We start from the raw sequence: 18,245 nt of genomic DNA, 5'->3' as shown, positions 1-18,245 counted from the left end.
CGATGCCGTCGTTCTTCATCGACCGCCCGGTGTTTGCGTGGATCGTCGCGCTCGCGATCGTCGTCGCGGGTGTGCTTGCCATTCCGCAATTGCCGATCGCGCAGTATCCGCGCCTTGCGCCGCCGCGCGTCGTGATCACCGCGACCTATCCGGGCGCGTCGACCGAGACGGTCGACGGCAACGTCGGCAGCATCATCGAGGAAAGCCTCGACGGCGCCGACGGGCTGCAGTACTACGAGACGAGCAGCGACGGTCACGGCAATCTCGAGATCGACGTGACGTTCGCGCCCGGCACCAATCCGGACATCGCGCTCGTCGACGTCAACAACCGGCTGAAGCAGGTCGAGCCGCGGCTGCCGCAGCAGGTCGTGCAGCAGGGCATCGGTGTGTTCAAGGCCGCCAACACGTTCCTGATGCTCGTCACGCTGACGTCGACCGACGGCACGCGCGATTCCGCGCAACTCGGCGACTATCTGAACCGTTACGTGCTGCGCGAACTGAAACGTGCGCCGGGAGTCGGTGCGGCCCAGCTATGGGACGCCGACGAGGCGCTGCGGGTCTGGCTCGATCCGAACAAGTTGCGCGAATACGACCTGGGCGCCGACGACGTGATCGCGGCGATCGGCGTGCAGAACGCGACGGTGACGGCCGGCGCGATCGGCGATGCGCCGTTCGTGCACGGCCAGCAGCTCACCGCGACGATCGTCGTCAAGGGGCAGTTGACGTCGCCGGAGGAGTTCGGCCGGATCGTGCTGAAGTCGAAGCAGGACGGTTCGGTGGTGCGCGTCGCCGACGTCGCCCGCGTCGAAATCGGCCGCGACGACTATTCGTTCTATTCCCGGCTGAACGGCCGTCCCGCGGCCACCGTCGGCATCCAGCTCGGCCCGCGCGGCAACGCGCTCGAGACGTCGAACGCGATTCGCGCGCGGCTTGCCGAGCTGTCGAAGACGCTGCCGCCGGGCGTCGCGATCGAGATTCCGTTCGACGGCGCGCATTTCGTTACGATCGCCATCCGGGAAGTCGTGCTGACACTCGCCGAAGCCGTCGTGCTGGTGTTCTGCGTGATGTGGCTGTTCCTGCGCGAGCTGCGCTACACGCTCGTGCCGACCGTGGTGATTCCCGTCACGCTGATGGGCGCGTTCGTCGCGATGTGGGCGTTCGGGCTGTCGATCAACGTGTTCACGATGTTCGGCCTCGTGCTGGCGATCGGCATCCTCGTCGACGATGCGATCGTCGTGGTCGAGAGCGTGCATCGCGTAATGGAGGAGGGCGTGTCGCCGCGCGATGCGACGCGCCGCGCGATGAAGCGGATCGGCGGGGCGATCGTCGGCGTGACGGCGGTGCTGACCGCCGTGTTCGTGCCGATGGCGTTCTTCCCGGGCAGCGTCGGCGGCATCTACCGGCAGTTCGCGGTGTCGATGATCGCGTCGATGCTCGTGTCGTCGTTCATGGCGCTGTCGCTCACGCCGGCGCTGTGCGCGAATCTGCTGAAACCGGTCGGCCGTCGCGAAGGCGGGGGTGGCCGCGTGCCGCGACGCGGCATCGGCGCGCGCGTGGCCGACCGCTTCGGCGTCGCGTTCGCGCGCGCGGAGGCCGGTTATCGGCGCATGACCGTGTCGGCGGTACGCCGCACGGGCGCGGTCGCGGGCATCTACGTCGCGCTCGTGGCCGCTTGCGGGCTGCTGTCCTGGATGATGCCGGGCGGTTTTCTGCCGACCGAGGACCAGGGACAACTGCAGGTGATGATCCAGTTGCCGGCTGGCGCCACGCAGGCGCGCACGGTCGCGGTCGTCCAGCGCGTCGAGGCGATCCTGCGAGCGGAGCCGGCCGTCGCGAACGTGACGAGCGTGATCGGCTGGAGCTTCGCGGGCAGCGGGCAGAACGTCGGGATGGCGTTCGTCGAGCTGAAGGACTGGGCGCAGCGCGACGCCGATGCGATGACGTTGCGCGATCGCCTCAACCGGCGTTTCGACGCGATTCTCGACGGCGACGTACAAGCGACGCTGCCGCCGTCGGTGCCCGGCATCGGTCACGCGGACGGCTTCACGTTCCGTCTCGAGGATCGTGGCGGGGTCGGGCTCGACGCGCTGAAAGCCGCTCGCGAGCAACTGGCCGCGCGTGCGAAGACGGACCCGGCGCTCGCTTCCGTGCATGTCGAGGACCTGCCGGATGCGCCGCGCATCGAACTCGACGTCGATCGCGCGAAGGCATATGCGCTTGGCGTGCCGTTCGAGCGCATCGCTGGGCTGCTCGGTGGCACGTTCGGCTCGAACTACATCAACGATTTTCCGGCGTCGGGCCGGATGCGCCGCGTGATCATCGAGGCCGATCCGGCCGCGCGCGCGACCGACGCGCAGTTGATGGCGCTGACGGTGCCAAACCGGACGGGGGACATGGTGCCGCTGTCGGCCATTGCCGCGCCGCACTGGACGGTCGGGCCCGTGATGCTGAATCGCTACGACGGCTACCCGTCGCTCGACGTCAGCGGGCGGGCGGCGGCCCACACCAGTTCGGGCGCGGCAATGGCGGAGATGGAGCGGCTGGCCGCCATGCTGCCGGCCGGGATCGGTTACGACTGGGTCGACGCGGCGCGCGAGGAGCGGATCGCCGAGCGGCAGACGCCGCTGCTGGTGGGGTTGTCGGTGCTCGCGGTATTCATGGCGCTGGCCGCGCTGTATGAAAGCTGGACGATTCCGCTGTCGGTGCTGACGATCGTGCCGCTCGGCATCGTGGGCGCGTTGGCGGCGGCGCTCGCGCGCGGGATGCCGAACGACGTGTACTTCAAGGTCGGGATGATTACGGTGATCGGATTGTCGGCGAAGAATGCGATTCTGATTGTGCAGTTCGCGCGCGAACTCGTCGCGCGCGGTGTGCCGCTGCGGCCGGCGGTGGTGGAGGCGGCGGCCGCGCGGTTTCGGCCGATCGTGATGACGTCGATGGCGTTTCTGCTCGGCGTCGTGCCGTTGGTGCTGGCGACCGGCGCGGGCGCGGAAAGCCGGCGTTCGATCGGGACCGGCGCGTTCGGGGGCGTGCTGGCGGCGACGATGTTCGGGCTCGTGTTCGCGCCGGTGGCGTTTCGGGTAGTCGTGTCCCTAGGTCGGCGCGGGCGACGTGCGGCGGTGACGAAGCGCGTGGAAGCGGCTGGGAATCTGGAGGTCGATTGATGGTCGAGACGGGGTGTTGCGGAGGGATCAAGGGACGACGATGTGTGAATAACACACGAAAGCCGTCAATTCGGCGGTGCGCGACGCCACGCACGTGCTCGAAGGGCGGTTCTATCAGGAATCCTATCGGCTATTCGGGGAACACCACACGGGCACGACCGGGGAATCCCGTTCTTGACGGGTGTCCGTCTCGGCTAAACAAAACAGTTCGGACCGGCGAGCGCCTGCCGTGTGCTCCATTGCGGCGCATTCGCGATCGGTTGAAAAAAGCAGAAGAACAAGCAAGAAAGGCTAGGGTAGCGGTTGATGAACCATATCGATTTCCATTCGGCACCAACCCAGTGCATTTAATGCACCTAAACAAAGTTATGTGGCATCAAATATTTTTTGACGCGTCTATTCTGTCCTGCTATGTTCGCGTCCAACGTAAAACTTTGGTAGTGAACGGTAACGAAGATTCCGTGCATTAAGACTTTTAAAGTGAAGACGTAAAGCAACCCTTCAACGGGCGACTGCCTTCCCGCGCAGCGCATGCGCCGTAGTTGATGAAGCCGATGGCGACAATGTGCCAGGTGCAGCTTGTAGTGCGGCTGGCATGCAACCGTCCGATGCATGGATGGATCGATCCATGTAATTAGAGGTACTGATTTCTTGTACTTAAGCTTAATTTCCTTGGAAAAAGAATAAATAAATTTGAAAGAAATAAGCAAGCGAATGGAATGGTTGTGAGCACCAGATGACGGATCAGCAACGCGGGGCAACGCTATTTAAAGGCCGGCGAATCTCCGTGCATACAAAAAGGTCAGGCCTTGCGACGACAAAGGGGTGTTATGAAACCAACGGCTTTGGGATCGGCAATACGAAGCATCGCATGGGCTGAAGTCGCGTTGACGGCGGCTTTGGGTACCTCCGCTTACGCGCAGACAACGCCAGTCGACGGGAGCGTCGCCGCCGAGCAAACCGGCAGCACTGCCGCCACCGCGCCCGCGCCGGCATCGGGCACCGCCGCGGGCGGGCAGACCGTGAAAAAGCTCGACAAGTTCGAAGTGACGGGCTCGCTGATCCGCACGTCCGACAAGGTCGGCCACACCGAAGTGCAGGTCATCACCGCGAAGGAAATCCAGCAAAGCGGATACACGACGGTCGCCGATTTCCTGCGTTCGACCTCGGCCAATTCCGCAAGCAGCTGGGGCCAGACGACGATGAACAGCTCGGCCCCCGGTGGCGCCGGCATGGCGTTGCGCGGGCTCAGCGAGAAATACACGCTCGTGCTCGTTGATGGCCAGCGTGTCGCGAACTATGCGCAGTCGGTGAACTTCACCGACACGTTCTTCGATGTCAACGCGATCCCGCTGAACATGGTGGAGCGCGTCGAGATCGTCAAGACCGGCGCGGTGTCCGTCTACGGGTCGGACGCGATCGCGGGCGTCGTCAACATCATTACGAAGAAGAACTTTCAGGGCCTGCAGATCGACGGCCAACTCGGCAAGGCGCAGCATCCGGGCGACGGGCAAGGCAACTTCAGCGTACTGGCCGGCTTCGGCGATCTGAATTCGGATCGCTTCAACGTCACCGCGGCCGCCAGCTATTACCGCGATTCGGGCTCGACGCTCGGCGATCGCGACATGACGTCGGCGCAAGACTTCACGCAATATCCCGGCGGGCTGGCCGCGCCGCTCGGGCCGAACCAGCAGTCGTACTGGTCGCTGGCGGACGGCTCGAAGGTGCCGCTTTCGCCGTGCCCGCCGGGCAGCAAGACGAGCGCGACCAATTGCACGTACAACCCGGCCGCCTCGACATCGCTCGTTCCCTCCACGACGCGCCTGAACGCGAAGGTGCGCGCGACCTTCAAGATCGACGACAACACGCAGGCCTATGCGGGCTTCTGGGTGAGCCGCGATGAAACGGTCCAGTTGCAGGGACCGGCCTCGATCTCGAGCACGACGAACATCTACAACCCTTCGACCGGGTCCGTTTCGCCGCTGCCGCGCACCGTACCGGTGAGCAACCCCTATAACCCGTTCGGCGTGCCGACGGCGATCAACCTGACCTTCCCGGGCAACGTCGTGGGGGCGGACACGGTATCGACGTTCTGGATGGCGAACACGGGCGTCAAGGGGGCGTTCGACGCGGGCAGGTTCGGCGCGTGGGACTGGTCGGCCGATTACGGCCACTCGCAGAGCACCGTCGATACGACGTATCGCAACCGGATCAACGTCGCGGGCCTCGAGAACATGCTCGCCAGCGGCAGCTACAACTTCTCGAACCCGGCCTCCACGCCAAATGGCCTGAAGGGCGTTTTCACGGACGACGATCAGCAGGCCATCTCGAAGGTCGACAGCGTGACGGCCAAGGCCTCGACGGCGAATCTCTTCACGCTGCCCGGGGGCGCGGTCGGTCTGGGCCTGGGCACCGAGTTCCGCCACGAATCGTCGACGATCAACCCGCAGACGCTCGCGTCGCAAGGCGTATCCGCGCCCGCGAACGTGCAGACGGTGGAGGGCTCGCGCAACGTCGCCGCCGCGTTCTACCAGGTCGACATTCCGATCCTGCACAACCTGACGTTCACGCAGGCGGGCCGCTACGATCACTACAGCGACTTCGGCGGGGCGTTTTCGCCGAGCTTTGCGCTGCGTTTCCAGCCCGTGCAAATGCTGACGACGTATGCATCGTATAGTCGCGGCTTCCGCGCGCCGACCCTCGTCGAAAACTCGCAGGCCGTCTATCTCTCTCACCAGAACCTCGTCGATCCGAACGATCCGAGCGGTGTGCCGACCAAGCACTTCACGACGGAGCAAGTCGCGGGCAATCCGAATCTTCAGCCCGAGCACACGAAGAACTACAACATCGGCTTCCAGCTTTCGCCCGACGCGATGACCGATATCGGCGCGGCGTTCTACAAGGTCCGCATCGACGGAGTCATCGGCACCGACGATCCGAACGCGGTGCTCGTCGCCAACGATCCCTCCCGCGTCGTACGCAACGCCGACGGGTCGGTGCGTTACCTTGTGCAGCACTTCGTGAACCTCGGCGCGCTCGACACCGATGGTTTCGATCTCAACTTCCGCAAGGCGCTACGCACCAAGTACGGCACGTTCACGCTCGCAGGGGACTGGGCTTATGTGTGGCACTTCAAGCTGCACAGCCCCGGAACCGCACCGCAGGACTTCGCCGGCAACAACCTTGCGCTGCTGCAGCCGTTCGGCGCGAGCAACCCGCGCTGGAAGGGCAATACGAGCCTGAGCTGGGACTACCGGCAACTGACCACCACGCTGACCTGGCAATACACGGGACCCTATACGAACGCCGTGGCCGCGGAATTCGGCGACGGCGGCACGGGCTCGGTGGCGTCGTACAGCCAGTTCAACCTGATGTTCAACTACCGCGGCTTCAAGCATTGGACGATTTACGGCGGCATCACGAACCTTTTCGACAAGAAGCCGCCGTTCGACGTCGAGTGGCAAGCCGTGCCCGACATTACGGGCTATGACCAGTCGCTCTACACGGACCTCGGCCGATTCTTCCAGATCGGGGCGACGTACCGGTTCTGACGGCGAGGAAGCCGTCAGGCGGCAACGGTCCCGGCGCGCGGCGCGCGCCGGGACGACGAAGGATGAGCGGGGATCAGATCGGCTACATCGAGCAGAAGTACGGTGGTGAGATACACACGTTCGATCCGCTCTTGTGGCGCACCTTGTCGGCGTTCTGCGGAAGCATTTCCCAGGGAATACCGGGTTGCAGCACGAACGACGGTGGCCGGAGTATCTTCTTCATGCTTTCAATTTGACATAATCGCAATTATCAATGTCAAATTTTGTGGCAGCCATATCCTAATGTCGTGTTCTGGCTATTTACAGATGTCGTGTTTTTGACTGCTGGCATGCTGGACGGCTCGTTGAGCAAGCGCGGGAGCCGACCATGCAGCCAGCCGGATTGGTGACACTGACGATGCGAGAGCTTGATCGACTCAAGGTGATCCAGGCCGTGGTGGATATGGGTTTGAATCTGGAAGTTGCGTCAAAAGCAGAAACTGAGCGGCGGTCTGCGAAGGCCCGCGGGCGAACGTAAGCGCCCTGCTGCTTCGGGCTTGGCGCTTCAACGTTAAAGTTAAAGGATGGAAAGGCCGATGAAACATGCGACATCTGAATTTAGCTGGCGCTACGACATCTGAATCCGGGTATGACATCGTTTGTAGTATGGAACTAGAAATTGCGCGCCACGCCGACCATGAACATGTCCTGGTCCTTGTCGTTGCCGGTTGCGACACGATTGAAGCGCAAGCTTGCCGCCCAGTCGTTCGTGATCTGATAGGCCACTTGCGCGCTGAGCAACGCATTGAGCCGTGTCGTGCCCGAAACATCGTTCCGATCCCGCGAGAGATACGGACCGACGCCTGCCGAAAGCGTCCATTTGTTCTTGATCGGCGCGACGTACCAGAATTGCGCGGCCACGCCTCGTCGGCCGGCAACACCATTGTTGCCTTCATAGATGAAGCTCGCCGAATACGCCCACGCATTGCCGAGCGGCCGCTTGACTTCGACCATGTATCCCTTTTCGATCGGCACTTGCGGACGGTTCGTCTGCGACGTCCCGGCCCAAACGCCGACCTGCGTCTTGCCGTCCGAAAACGCCGGGCGAGGATCGCCGCCGAAATCCGAGCCGATACCGAAGAGCACCGCGTCGGAGTTGAATCCGCCGATCATCTGGACGTGGTTGTACTGCAGCTTGAGGAAGAAGCGGTTGGGAACGACGTAATACCGCACCGCTGCCGACGCACGCACGCCCCAGCGCTTTTCATTGCGTGGCTGGTCGTCGACATGTGTCGTGTCCATGCTGAAATACGGGCCCGCCGAAAATTCGAGCGCCAGACGACTGCCGACCGGCCAACGAAACGAACCCAGGGCGGCGAAACCGTCACGGTGGTGATCCAGCGGATGCCCCTCGTTCATGTACGCGAGGTAGACCGACAGGTAATCGTTCAAGACGTCACCGAAGCCGACTTCGTAAGCACGCCAATGCATGTCGCCGCCCTCGGTCGCGCGTCCGTCGCCATACACCGCATAGACGTTGAGCGCTCGCTCCGATGGTTTGGGCCCGATCGGCGAGCTTGAAGGACCGTCCTCGGCGTGCGCGTGTGCCGGGCACGCCAGTATTGTCAGACCAGCGATCGAGCTTGCAAGGATGAAGCGCGAACAGATGCGACGGCACTTTTCCATCTGGACACCCTCACCCCGGTCACCACGATTTCGTGGACAAGCTGATAGCGATTATAGGCGGCGTCCGGTCAGTCGGCTGACGTGTATCGCATGCCGACCTACCCTCCCGATCCCGCCAAACCGCTCATTTACCCTGCAACTACCACTACTGCCAGTACCTGCACTGTCCCTGCCCCCGTAACCTTGTCGTCATCGCTGGCGCGCCGTCGAAGGCCGCGCCGCTTCGACCGGAGACACGAACAGATGCCATTCGACTGGACACAGGAACAGCACGCGACGCGTGCGCGGTTTCGCGATATCGGCGCGGAGATCGCCATCGCCGTGGAGCAGGACGGCCGCACGCCCGCCGAATTCGACGAAACCGGCTGGACGCGGCTCGGGCACGAAGGACTGTGGGACATGATCGTGCCCGAGACGTATGGCGGCGACGGTCACGGCTGGTGGCATTTTTCCGCGGCGCTCGAAGGGCTTGCGTCGTCGATCCGCCGCCCGGCGCTGCTGCTGTCGGTGATCGCGCAGGCCGGCATGGTGCGCGCACTCGAGCGCCATGGCACGGCGGCGCAGCAGGACCGCTATTTCGGCTCGATCCTGCGTGGCGAACTGAGCGCGACCGCGATTGCCGAGCCGGGCACCGGCACCGACGTGCGCAGCATCGCGACGACGCTCGCCGAGCACGGCGACGGCTACCGGCTGACCGGCAGCAAATTCAATATCGCGCATGCGCCGCTCGCGCGCTTCATCCTCGTCGTCACGCGCATCGAAACGCCGGGCCGGCGCAACACCGCGCTCGTGATCGTCGATCGCGACCAGCCAGGCATGACGGTGGCCCCGCCCGACCGCAAGCTGGGCCTCAACGACCTGCCCACCGGGGCGCTGCATTTCGACGACTGTCCGATCACGCGCGGCCAGTTGCTCGGCGAACCGGGCGCCGGGCTCGGCAACCTGATCGACATCATCTCGCTCGGCCGTCTCTATTACGGCCTCGTCGCGGCCCAGGTGACGGCGCCCTATCTGCGCGATGCGATCGGCTATTGCCGCGAGCGACGCAGCTTCGACAGCACGATCGATGCTCACCAGTACGTGCAGCGCCGTCTCGTCGACCTGCAGATCGGCATCGAGCGCGGTACGTGGCTCGCCCGCGGCGCGCTCGCGCAATTGCTGACGGATCACCCGCAGGCGTTGATGACGTGCTCGGTCGCGAAGCTGGTCGGCGCACAGGATCTCGTCGACGGCGCGATCGGTCTCGTGCGGCTGTACGGCAGTCTCGGCTATCAGGCCGGGCCCGTGGCCGCGTTCGCGTCGGACGCGCTGGGCTTCATGAGCGTCGGCGGCACCGAGGAAATGCATCGCAAGAACATCTTCAACCAGATGATGCGCGCCGGCTGAGTGCCCGCGCCATCGCCACGCGCAGCCCCGCGCCCTACAGGAAACCACGCATGACACCGACGAACCGACGCCCTTCCCGCCTGCGCCGCTCCTGGCTCTTTCTCGCCGGCGCCGATCACGATGCGCTCGTTGACGGCACCGCGAGCGGAGCGGATGTGCTGATCCAGGAACTCGAAACCTTTACCCCGCCCGACCGGCGCCCGGCTGCGCGCGAACTGAGCGAGCGGGTGCTCACGGGCTGGCGCGACGCCGGCGTGCTGGCCTCCGTGCGCGTGAATCCGCTCGACGCAGGCGGCATCGACGACCTGCGCGCCGCGATGCGCGGCCGTCCGGACATCGTGATGATGTCGTACGTCGCGACGCCCGAGCAGGTCGTCGCGCTCGACGAAGCCGTCACGCGCTTCGAGCGCGAATACGACATCGCGCCGGGCTCGACCGAACTGGTGCCGAACGTCGAGACGACGCTCGGCCTCGTGAACACGATGGCGATCGCGCGCTCGAGCCCGCGCGTGTCGGCCGTGCTCGTCGCGACCGAGGACATGGTGGCCGACATGGGCGCCGAGCGCACCCGTGCGGGCCGCGAGCTCGACTACGTGCGCTCGCGCTTTCGTGTCGAATGCGCGGCGGTCGGCGTGACCGCGATCGACTGCCCGTACAGCTATGCCGACAACGAAGGCGCGGAACGCGACATGCACGTGTCGCGCGGCTTCGGCTACCAGGCGAAAGCGATCGTCAACGCACAGTTCGTGCCGGTCGTCAATCGCGTGCTGACGCCGACGGCCGATGAAGTCGCCCTCGCCCGCCGCGTGATCGACGCATTCGATCACGCGCGGCGTACCTCCGGCGGTCGCCGTGTGGCCGCCGCCGTCGTCGACGGCTTCCTCGCGGAAGTCCCCGACTATCTCGCCGCGCATCGGCTGATCGCCCGCGCGACGCAATTCGGCATCGCATGAGTGTCGCCATGGATACGATCGCCACGCGCCTGAAGGCGCTGAAAACCCTCGCGCATGCCGCGCCGCACGTGCCGGCCGACAACTGGGCCGCCACGCCGCACGCGCAGTTCGAGCGCTGGCTCGACGAGGCCGTGACCGCGGGCGCGCTCGAACCGCAGGTGACGACGCTGTCGACGGTCCGCCCGGACGGACGGCCCGATGCACGTTCCGTCGTACTGCTGAACCTCGACGCGCGCGGCTGGCATTTCGCGGCGAACGCGCGCAGTCCCAAGGGGCGCCAGCTCGCGAACCGGCCATTCGCGGCGCTGACGTTCTACTGGCCCGCGATCGCGAGCCAGATCCGGCTGAGCGGCCCGGTCGAGCGCTTGCCGGACGCCGAAGGCCATGCCGATTTCGCGAGTCGCCCCGAGCGGTCGCGCGCAAGCATCCTGGCCGGACGGCAAAGCGAACGGCTCGACGATCCGGCCGATCTGACGCGTGCGATCGACGCGCAGCTCGAACGGCTGGCCGCGGATCCGGCGCTCGTGTCGGACGACTGGCACCTGTATACGCTGGCGCCGGACGACGTCGAGTTCTGGCGGGCCGACAGTTCGCGCCGTTTCGCGCGGCAGGCTTATCGTCGCGTCGGCGAGCGCTGGGAGCGGTGTGCGCTATGGCCGTGAAGCGTGACGAACCGCCGTCGCTGCCGCGCGACGGCGCGCACGACCGCCTGCACGACGACACGCGGCTCGCGCACGCGGGCCGCGACAGCGCCGCGTGGCACGGCTTCGTCAATCCGCCCGTCTACCATGCGTCGACCGTGCTCAGCCCGACGGTGTCGGATCTGCTGAACCGCACGCAGCCGTATATCTACGGCCGTCGCGGTACGCCGACGACGGAGGCGCTCGAGCGTGCGGTGACGAGCCTCGAAGGCGGCGCCGGCGCGGTGCTGTGCCCGTCGGGCCTGTCCGCGTGCACGCTCGCGCTGCTGTCGTGCCTGACGCCCGGCGACCATCTGCTGATGACCGCGTCGGTCTACGGCCCGGTGCGTCACGCATGCGAAGGCGTGCTGGCGCGGCTCGGCGTCGAGACGACGTGGTACGACGGCAGCACGCCCGTCGCGGCCGCGTTTCGTCCGAACACGCGCGCACTGTACGTCGAGGTGCCCGGGTCCTACACGTTCGACATGCACGACATCCCTGCCCTCGTGCGGCTCGCGCACGCGCACGGCGCGCAGGTCATCGCGGACAACAGCTGGGCCACGCCGCTGTTCTTTCAGCCGCATGCGTTCGGGATCGACGTGTCGATCCAGGCCGGCACGAAGTATCTGGTCGGGCACTCGGATGCGATGCTCGGCACGGTATCGGCCAACGCGCGCGCGTGGCCCGCGCTGAAGCAGCTGCATGGCGATCTCGGACTGTGCGCGGGCCCCGACGACGTCTATCTCGCGCTGCGCGGGCTGCGCACGCTCGGCGTGCGGCTGCGGCAGCACCAGCGCAACGCGCTCGCGGTCGCGAGCTGGCTCGCGCGGCGTCCCGAGGTGCAGCGCGTGCTGTATCCGGCGTTGCCAGGGGATGACGGCCACGCGCTGTGGCGCCGTGATTTCCGCGGCGCGTCGGGGCTGTTCTCGGTCGTGCTGCAGCCGGCTCCCGCGCAGGCGATCGACGCGTTTCTCGATCATCTGACGCTGTTCGGGCTTGGCTATTCGTGGGGCGGCTACGAGAGCCTGGCGCTGCCGTTCGAGCTGGACGCGCACGGTCTCGCGGCGCGCTGGCCGTCCGGCAGCCGCGGCGTGCGCCTGCACATCGGGCTCGAGGATGCGGACGACCTGATCGCCGATCTTGCGGCGGGCCTCGACCGCTACGCGGCTTGCGCGTCGATCGCCGCCTGCGAGGATGCCGCGCGATGCTGACCGTCTGGGGCCGCCGCACGTCGTTCAACGTGCAGAAGGTGTTGTGGCTCATCGGCGAGCTCGGCCTGCCTTACCGGCATATTGCGGTCGGCGGCGAGCACGGCTCGCTGCAGACGCCCGCGTTCGCCGCGCTGAATCCGACCTGCCGGATTCCGGTGATCGACTGGGACGGCGACGTCGTGTGGGAGTCGCACACGATCCTGCGCTATCTCGCCGCGCGCGTGCCGAACAATCCGTTCTGGTGCCGCGACACGTTCGCCCGTTCGCGCGCGGAGCGCTGGATGGACTGGTCGCAGACCACGCTCGAACCCGACGTGATGACCGGGTTGTTCTGGGCACTCGTGCGAACGCCGCCGGAGCGGCGCGACGAAGCGATGGTGCTCGACAAGGCCGCGCGCAGCGCGACGCATTACCGGCTGCTCGACCGGCTGCTGTCGACCCAGCCGTTTCTCGGTGGCGCGTCGCCGGGCCTGGCCGACATTCCGGCCGGCACGACGCTGTTCCGCTATTTCTCGCTCGACGTCGAGCGGCCGCCGTTGCCGCACGTCGAGGCCTGGTACGCCCGCCTGTGCCGGCGGCCCGCCTATCGCGAACAGGTGATGGTGTCGTTCGACGCGTTGCGCGGCCAGCCGGGCTGACCTTCTACCGACCATCCGACATGACGCACTTAGCCCTTCGTCCGATCCTGATCGTGCTGCATCGCGAACAGTCGAGCCCCGGCCGGATCGGCCGGCTGCTCGCCGCCCGCGGCCATCCGCTCGACATCCGCCGCCCGCCGCTCGGCGATCCGTTGCCGGCGACGCTCGCCGACCATGCGGGCGCCGTGGTGTTCGGCGGGCCGATGAGCGCCAACGACGACGATCGCTGGATCCGCGACGAGATCGACTGGATCGGTGTGCCGCTGCGCGAAGCGGCGCCGTTCCTCGGCGTCTGCCTCGGCGCGCAGATGATGATTCGCCACCTGGGCGGTCGCGTGAACGTGCATCGCGACGGACGCGCGGAAATCGGCTACTGGCCGATCGCCGCGACGCCGGCCGGCCGGCGACTCGGTTCATGGCCGTCGCACGTGTACCAGTGGCATCGCGAGGGCTTCGAGCGCGTGGCCGGGCTCGAGATCCTCGCGACCGGCGAGCATTTCGAGAACCAGGCCGTCCGTTACGGGCCGCGCGCGTACGGTGTCCAGTTCCATCCGGAAGTGAGCTATCCGATGATGCGGCGCTGGAGCACGGCGGCCGCGCACAAGCTGACGGTGCCCGGCGCGCAGGACCTGGCGACGCAGGCCAGCGAAGGCCGCCGGCACGACCGCACGACGGCCGCGTGGCTCAGCGCGTTTCTCGACCGCTGGCTCGACGAGACGCCGGCATCGGCGTCAGGTGGACACCGTCACGTCGGAGATGCTGATCAGCCCCCACTCCACCGCGCGCAGCACGGCTTCGTGCCGACGTGACACGTTGAACTTGCGACGGATGTTCATGAAGTGGAAGTTGATGCACGACTCGGTCACGTTCAGGATGTGGCCGATTTCCCAGGAGGTCTTGCCGGCCGCATGCCAGCGCAGGCATTCGACCTCCCGCCGGCTGAGGCGCGGCACGCTGTCGGGCGGTGCGTGGCAGCGCGTGCCCGCGATCGCTTCGCAGGCGATGTCGCGCAACAGCGTGAGCGCCGCCAGATGCCGGTCGCAGCGCTCGCGCGTGGCGGCGAGATCGTCCGCGCTCGCGCACGACAGCATGCCGACCTCCCCCTTCGGGCCGCGCACGGGCAGCACGACGCCGCTGCGCATGCCGTATGCGGCCGCCGCTTCGTAGCATGGCCGTTGCCCGGCCAGCCCGAACAGCGTGTCGTCCCAGACGAGCGGCAGCGCCGAGCGGAAGCAATGTTGCAGCGTCGGATCGATGCGGTCGAATTGCCGCTGCCGGTACAGCGCCGTCCAGCCCGGCACGCCGCTGCTCCATTTGCGCGCGAGATCGAACGATGCGCCGGTAAACGGCAACACGATCAGCACGACCTTGTCGAATCCCATGCCGGCGGCCGCGTCGGTCATCCGCTGCCATGACGCATCCGTGTCGCCGGGTACCAACCATTTCAGACAATCCAGTCCTTTCATACAAGCCACCCCGTTTATTTGTTGGAATCTGCAATCAGGCGGACTTGCGCAACCGGTTCGAGGCGTTGCGCGCGAACGGGCCGCGCTAGACCGCCTCCATCAGGCGTCGCCGGCCGGCCTGCTTCGCATCGTCGAGCGAAGCGGTCACGTCGAACGGAATCCCGAACGCCTTTTCGATGCCGGCCGCGTTGGCGATGGCCGCTTCCCGCTCGTTCGGGTCCGGTTCGACCGACACGAGCGCGCGGCAAACCGCGGCGAGCGCGGCGCGGTTCTGCTTGAGCCACATGCCGCGTTCCTTGCGGTCGTCATGCTGCTCGTCGGGCCGGGCCGGCGGAAAGATCATGACAAACGGCTCGCCGTGCCGCATCAGCGCGTGCATGTCGTCGAGCCAGCGCTGCGCGTAGCCGCGGGATGCAATGGCATCGTTGCGGACGATGACGAGCGGAAATTCCGTGACGTCGAACACGGCGAACGCCGCCAGTGCGGAGGTGGCGTTTTCAGCGTGGTGGGTAGGCATCGGGTCAATCTCCATCGAATTGAACAGCATGGGTCGGAACGGGCCGCGCGGCGCCCGCTTCATCGTTTCGCGGCGGCGCCGGGGCCGAACGGCGGACGGGCGAGCCACACCACCGCGATCACGGCGAGATACACGCAGCCGAGCGCGAACGACACGTCGTTGAACGAAATCTGGTACGCCTGCGCGTCGACCAGGTTGCCGAGCAGCGTCGCCGCGCGTTGCGGATCGCCGCCGCCGAGCTGTGCGAGTTCGGCGCGAACGGCCGGATCGAACTGGCTCAGGTGTTCACTGAGCTGCGCGTGATGCAGGATCGCGCGCCGGTCCCACAGGAACGACGTGATCGACACGGCGAAGCTCGCGCCGAGCGTGCGCAGGAACGTCGACAGGCCGGAGCCCGCGGCGATCTCGTCCGGCTTCAGGTCGGACAGCAGGATGCTGTTGATCGGCATGATGAACAGCGCGAGGCCGAGGCCCTGCAGCAGCTGGATCAGCGCGATGTGCGTGAAGTCGACGTCGGGCACGAAGCCCGCGCGCAGGAACGACGACGTGCCGAGGATCGCGAACGCGCAGCACACGAGCACGCGCATGTTGAAGCGCGGCGCGTACTTGCCCATGAACGGCGTCATCAGCACGGGGATCACGCCCATCGGCGCGACGGCCAGCCCGGCCCAGAACGCCGTATAGCCGAGCGTGCGCTGCAGCCATTGCGGCACGATCACGTTGACCGCGAAGAACGCCGAGTATGCGAGCACGAGCGTCAGCGTGCCGGCCGCGAAGTTGCGATGCGCGAACAGCCGCAGGTTCACGATCGGGTTCGGCTCGTTGAGCTCCCAGATCAGGAACAGCGCGATCCCGAACGCGGCGACCACCGACATCACGACGATGAACGTCGAGTTGAACCAGTCCGCTTCGTTACCCTTGTCGAGCACGATCTGCAGCGCGCCGACGCCGACGACGAGCGCGGCGAGGCCGACATAGTCGACACGCGCGGCGACCGTCGTCTCGACGCGCGCGCGCATCTGCGCGAACACGCACATCGCGGCGAACACGCCGATCGGCAGATTGATCAGGAACGCCCAGCGCCACGAGTAATGTTCCGTCACCCACCCGCCGAACACGGGGCCCGCGATCGGCGCGACGACGGTCACCATCGCGATCATCGACAGCGCGAAGCCGCGCCGCTGCGGCGGGTAGATCGACAGCATCAGCGCCTGCGTGGTCGGGATCATCGGCCCGGCCACGAGACCCTGCAGCGCGCGGAACGCGACGAGTTGCGGCAGGTTTTGCGCGAAGCCGCACAGCAGCGACGCGAACGTGAACGCCAGCGTCGCCCACACGAACAGCCGGACCTGCCCGATGCGCTTGACGAGAAACCCGGTCAGCGGCAACGCGATCGCATTGCTGACCGAGAACGTCGTGACGACCCATGCGCTCTGCGTCGTGCTGACGCCGAAGTTGCCGGCGATCGTCGGCAGCGATACGTTCGCGACGGTGCCGTCGAGCACCTGCATGAACACCGCGAGCGCGAGGCCGAACGTCGTCAGCGCGACGTTCGACGGACGAAAGCCGGCGTCGGCGGCCGGCATCGGGCCGCTCATCGCACACGCTCCGCACGCACGGCCGCCGGCAGGTTCGCATGCACGACGTCGGCGATCAGGCTGTCGGCGCGCGCGAGCTCGTCGCGGTACACGTCGGTCCGGAACACCGGCGCATCCTGCGCGCGATGCGACAGCATCGCACCGCTGCGGTCGTGCTGGTCGACGCGCGCATGCATCGACAGGCCGATGCGCAGCGGATGCGCGTCGAGTTGCGACGGGTCCGTCAGTTCGATGCGCACCGGCAATCGCTGCACGATCTTGATCCAGTTGCCGGTCGCATTCTGCGCGGGCAGCAGCGAGAACGCGCTGCCGGTGCCGACGCCGAGGCTCTGCACGCGGCCCGTATAACGCACGGCGTCGCCGTACAGGTCGGCGGTCAGCTCGACCGGTTGGCCGATCCGCATGTGCTCGAGCTGCTTTTCGGTGAAGTTCGCGTCGACCCACAACTGGCGCAGCGGCACGACCGCGAGCAGCGGCACGCCCGGCGACACGCGCTGCCCGACCTGCACTGTGCGCTTCGCGACATAGCCGGTGACGGGTGCGACGATGTCGGTGCGCGCACGGGCCAGATAAGCGGCGCGCAGCCGCGACGCCGCGGCCTGGACGTCGGGATGCGACGCGACCGCGGTGTCGTCGACGAGCGCCTTGCTCGTCTGGTGCTGTTCGCTCAACGTCGCGAGCGCGCTTTGCGCGGCGGCGTACGCGCTTTGCGCGGACGTCAGCGTGTCGAGCGCATGCGCGAGCTCCTCGCGCGAGATCGCGCCGGAGCGGCCGAGATCCTCGCGGCGCCGGTAGTCGGCCTTCGCCTTGTCGAGCGCGGTGCGCCGCGCGTCGAGGTCGGCGCGTGCGCCATCGATGCTGTTCGCGAGCCCGCGCTCGTTGCTGTACAGGCCACGCACCTTGCGCACCGTGGCCGCGAGATCGGCTTGCGCGGCCACGAGCGCGATCTGCGCGTCGCTTGAGTCGAGACGGACGAGCGGCGTGCCGGCGCGAACGAGATTGCCGTCGTCCGCATCGATCGACACGACGGTGCCCGTCACCTGCGGTGTCAGCTCGACGACGTTGCCTTGCGCGTACGCGTTGTCGGTGGATTCGTACCAGCGGCCGACGATCCCGTACCAGATGCCCCAGCCGATGATGCCGAGCGCGAACACGGCGACGAGCGCCCGCACGAGGTGCTTGCGTCGTGCGGGCGGCGGTGTGGCCGGTGCGGCGCCGCCCGGCGCCGGTTGTGTGCGGGCGTCCGACCCGCCCGGCGCGCGCGGCGCACCGGTGTGGTCGGCCGACGGGGGCTGGCGGGCATGGGCCGGATCGGCGGCTGCGGGCCGCGCGGGAGTCTGCAGGGTGTTGTCGCTGCTCATGGTTCGATGTCAAGGACGGTGGGAGGGAGTGGCGGCGAGCGCGACGTCGTCCGGC

13 protein-coding genes are annotated in these 18,245 nt (G+C 66.7%); 8 read left to right on the top strand and 5 right to left on the bottom strand.

The features are described 5' to 3' along the window. Positions 1-2 precede the first annotated feature (2 nt). Together A9Z05_RS26815 and A9Z05_RS26810 are read left to right on the top strand one after the other, a co-directional pair. On the top strand, positions 3-3,164 hold the full coding sequence (locus tag A9Z05_RS26815) for a multidrug efflux RND transporter permease subunit (RefSeq protein ID WP_069620767.1): 3,162 nt from the start codon (positions 3-5) through the stop codon (positions 3,162-3,164). 830 nt (positions 3,165-3,994) lie between these two features. Then, a complete protein-coding gene (locus A9Z05_RS26810; RefSeq protein WP_069620766.1) occupies positions 3,995-6,715 on the top strand; it encodes a TonB-dependent siderophore receptor in 2,721 nt (906 codons plus the stop codon). Positions 6,716-7,366: 651 nt separating this feature from the next. Here A9Z05_RS26810 and A9Z05_RS26805 read toward each other — a convergent pair. Further along, the gene (locus A9Z05_RS26805; RefSeq protein WP_069620765.1) at positions 7,367-8,380 is read right to left on the bottom strand and encodes a hypothetical protein; all 1,014 of its coding nucleotides are present in this window, start codon (positions 8,378-8,380) and stop codon (positions 7,367-7,369) included. A gap of 243 nt (positions 8,381-8,623) precedes the next feature. On the opposite strand from A9Z05_RS26805, the gene A9Z05_RS26800 reads away from it, so the two are divergent. Genes A9Z05_RS26800 through A9Z05_RS26775 form a run of 6 tightly spaced genes read left to right on the top strand, consistent with a single transcriptional unit; the run spans position 8,624 to position 14,057 of the window. After that, positions 8,624-9,766, top strand: a complete 1,143-nt coding sequence (locus A9Z05_RS26800; protein WP_069620764.1) for an acyl-CoA dehydrogenase family protein — start codon at positions 8,624-8,626, stop codon at positions 9,764-9,766. A gap of 50 nt (positions 9,767-9,816) precedes the next feature. Next, the gene (locus A9Z05_RS26795; protein WP_069620763.1) at positions 9,817-10,719 is read left to right on the top strand and encodes a CoA ester lyase; all 903 of its coding nucleotides are present in this window, start codon (positions 9,817-9,819) and stop codon (positions 10,717-10,719) included. Positions 10,720-10,727: 8 nt separating this feature from the next. Further along, positions 10,728-11,381, top strand: a complete 654-nt coding sequence (locus A9Z05_RS26790) for a pyridoxal 5'-phosphate synthase (protein ID WP_084044463.1) — start codon at positions 10,728-10,730, stop codon at positions 11,379-11,381. Continuing rightward, positions 11,372-12,610: a cystathionine beta-lyase gene (gene metC, locus A9Z05_RS26785; protein ID WP_069620761.1), complete on the top strand. Its 1,239-nt coding sequence runs from the start codon at positions 11,372-11,374 to the stop codon at positions 12,608-12,610. Before A9Z05_RS26790 ends, metC begins: the two co-directional genes overlap by 10 nt. Next, a complete protein-coding gene (locus tag A9Z05_RS26780; protein WP_069620760.1) occupies positions 12,604-13,248 on the top strand; it encodes a glutathione S-transferase family protein in 645 nt (214 codons plus the stop codon). The genes metC and A9Z05_RS26780 overlap by 7 nt, the downstream gene beginning before the upstream one ends. A gap of 20 nt (positions 13,249-13,268) precedes the next feature. Further along, positions 13,269-14,057: a glutamine amidotransferase gene (locus tag A9Z05_RS26775; RefSeq protein WP_069620759.1), complete on the top strand. Its 789-nt coding sequence runs from the start codon at positions 13,269-13,271 to the stop codon at positions 14,055-14,057. Here the strand turns inward: A9Z05_RS26775 and A9Z05_RS26770 are convergent. From A9Z05_RS26770 to A9Z05_RS26755, 4 genes are all read right to left on the bottom strand, one after another. Further along, on the bottom strand, positions 13,980-14,714 hold the full coding sequence (locus A9Z05_RS26770; protein WP_084044462.1) for an autoinducer binding domain-containing protein: 735 nt from the start codon (positions 14,712-14,714) through the stop codon (positions 13,980-13,982). The two genes, A9Z05_RS26775 and A9Z05_RS26770, sit on opposite strands and share 78 nt — an antisense overlap. A gap of 85 nt (positions 14,715-14,799) precedes the next feature. Then, entirely contained in the window at positions 14,800-15,231 is a 432-nt protein-coding gene (locus A9Z05_RS26765; RefSeq protein WP_069620849.1) for a hypothetical protein, read from the bottom strand. Between the two features lie 59 nt (positions 15,232-15,290). After that, the gene (locus tag A9Z05_RS26760; protein WP_069620757.1) at positions 15,291-16,829 is read right to left on the bottom strand and encodes a DHA2 family efflux MFS transporter permease subunit; all 1,539 of its coding nucleotides are present in this window, start codon (positions 16,827-16,829) and stop codon (positions 15,291-15,293) included. Further along, positions 16,826-18,190 carry an efflux RND transporter periplasmic adaptor subunit gene (locus A9Z05_RS26755; RefSeq protein WP_084044460.1) on the bottom strand — a complete coding sequence of 455 codons (1,365 nt, stop codon included), beginning with the start codon at positions 18,188-18,190 and terminating at the stop codon, positions 16,826-16,828. The genes A9Z05_RS26760 and A9Z05_RS26755 overlap by 4 nt, the downstream gene beginning before the upstream one ends. Positions 18,191-18,245 lie beyond the last annotated feature (55 nt).

The organism is Burkholderia sp. A2, from assembly GCF_001729305.1.
GTDB classification, from domain to species: domain Bacteria; phylum Pseudomonadota; class Gammaproteobacteria; order Burkholderiales; family Burkholderiaceae; genus Burkholderia; species Burkholderia sola.
The sequence above is the reverse complement of the archived record's forward strand: the minus strand, read 5'-3'. Positions and strand labels throughout refer to the sequence as shown.

Bases quoted from the DNA above. Each gene is read 5' to 3' on its own strand.
- A9Z05_RS26815 (WP_069620767.1), top strand. From the start codon at position 3: ATGCCGTCGTTCTTCATCGACCGCCCGGTGTTTGCGTGGATCGTCGCG.
- A9Z05_RS26810 (WP_069620766.1), top strand. From the start codon at position 3,995: ATGAAACCAACGGCTTTGGGATCGGCAATACGAAGCATCGCATGGGCT.
- A9Z05_RS26805 (WP_069620765.1), bottom strand. From the start codon at position 8,380: ATGGAAAAGTGCCGTCGCATCTGTTCGCGCTTCATCCTTGCAAGCTCG.
- A9Z05_RS26800 (WP_069620764.1), top strand. From the start codon at position 8,624: ATGCCATTCGACTGGACACAGGAACAGCACGCGACGCGTGCGCGGTTT.
- A9Z05_RS26795 (WP_069620763.1), top strand. From the start codon at position 9,817: ATGACACCGACGAACCGACGCCCTTCCCGCCTGCGCCGCTCCTGGCTC.
- A9Z05_RS26790 (WP_084044463.1), top strand. From the start codon at position 10,728: ATGGATACGATCGCCACGCGCCTGAAGGCGCTGAAAACCCTCGCGCAT.
- metC (WP_069620761.1), top strand. From the start codon at position 11,372: ATGGCCGTGAAGCGTGACGAACCGCCGTCGCTGCCGCGCGACGGCGCG.
- A9Z05_RS26780 (WP_069620760.1), top strand. From the start codon at position 12,604: ATGCTGACCGTCTGGGGCCGCCGCACGTCGTTCAACGTGCAGAAGGTG.
- A9Z05_RS26775 (WP_069620759.1), top strand. From the start codon at position 13,269: ATGACGCACTTAGCCCTTCGTCCGATCCTGATCGTGCTGCATCGCGAA.
- A9Z05_RS26770 (WP_084044462.1), bottom strand. From the start codon at position 14,714: ATGAAAGGACTGGATTGTCTGAAATGGTTGGTACCCGGCGACACGGAT.
- A9Z05_RS26765 (WP_069620849.1), bottom strand. From the start codon at position 15,231: ATGCCTACCCACCACGCTGAAAACGCCACCTCCGCACTGGCGGCGTTC.
- A9Z05_RS26760 (WP_069620757.1), bottom strand. From the start codon at position 16,829: ATGAGCGGCCCGATGCCGGCCGCCGACGCCGGCTTTCGTCCGTCGAAC.
- A9Z05_RS26755 (WP_084044460.1), bottom strand. From the start codon at position 18,190: ATGAGCAGCGACAACACCCTGCAGACTCCCGCGCGGCCCGCAGCCGCC.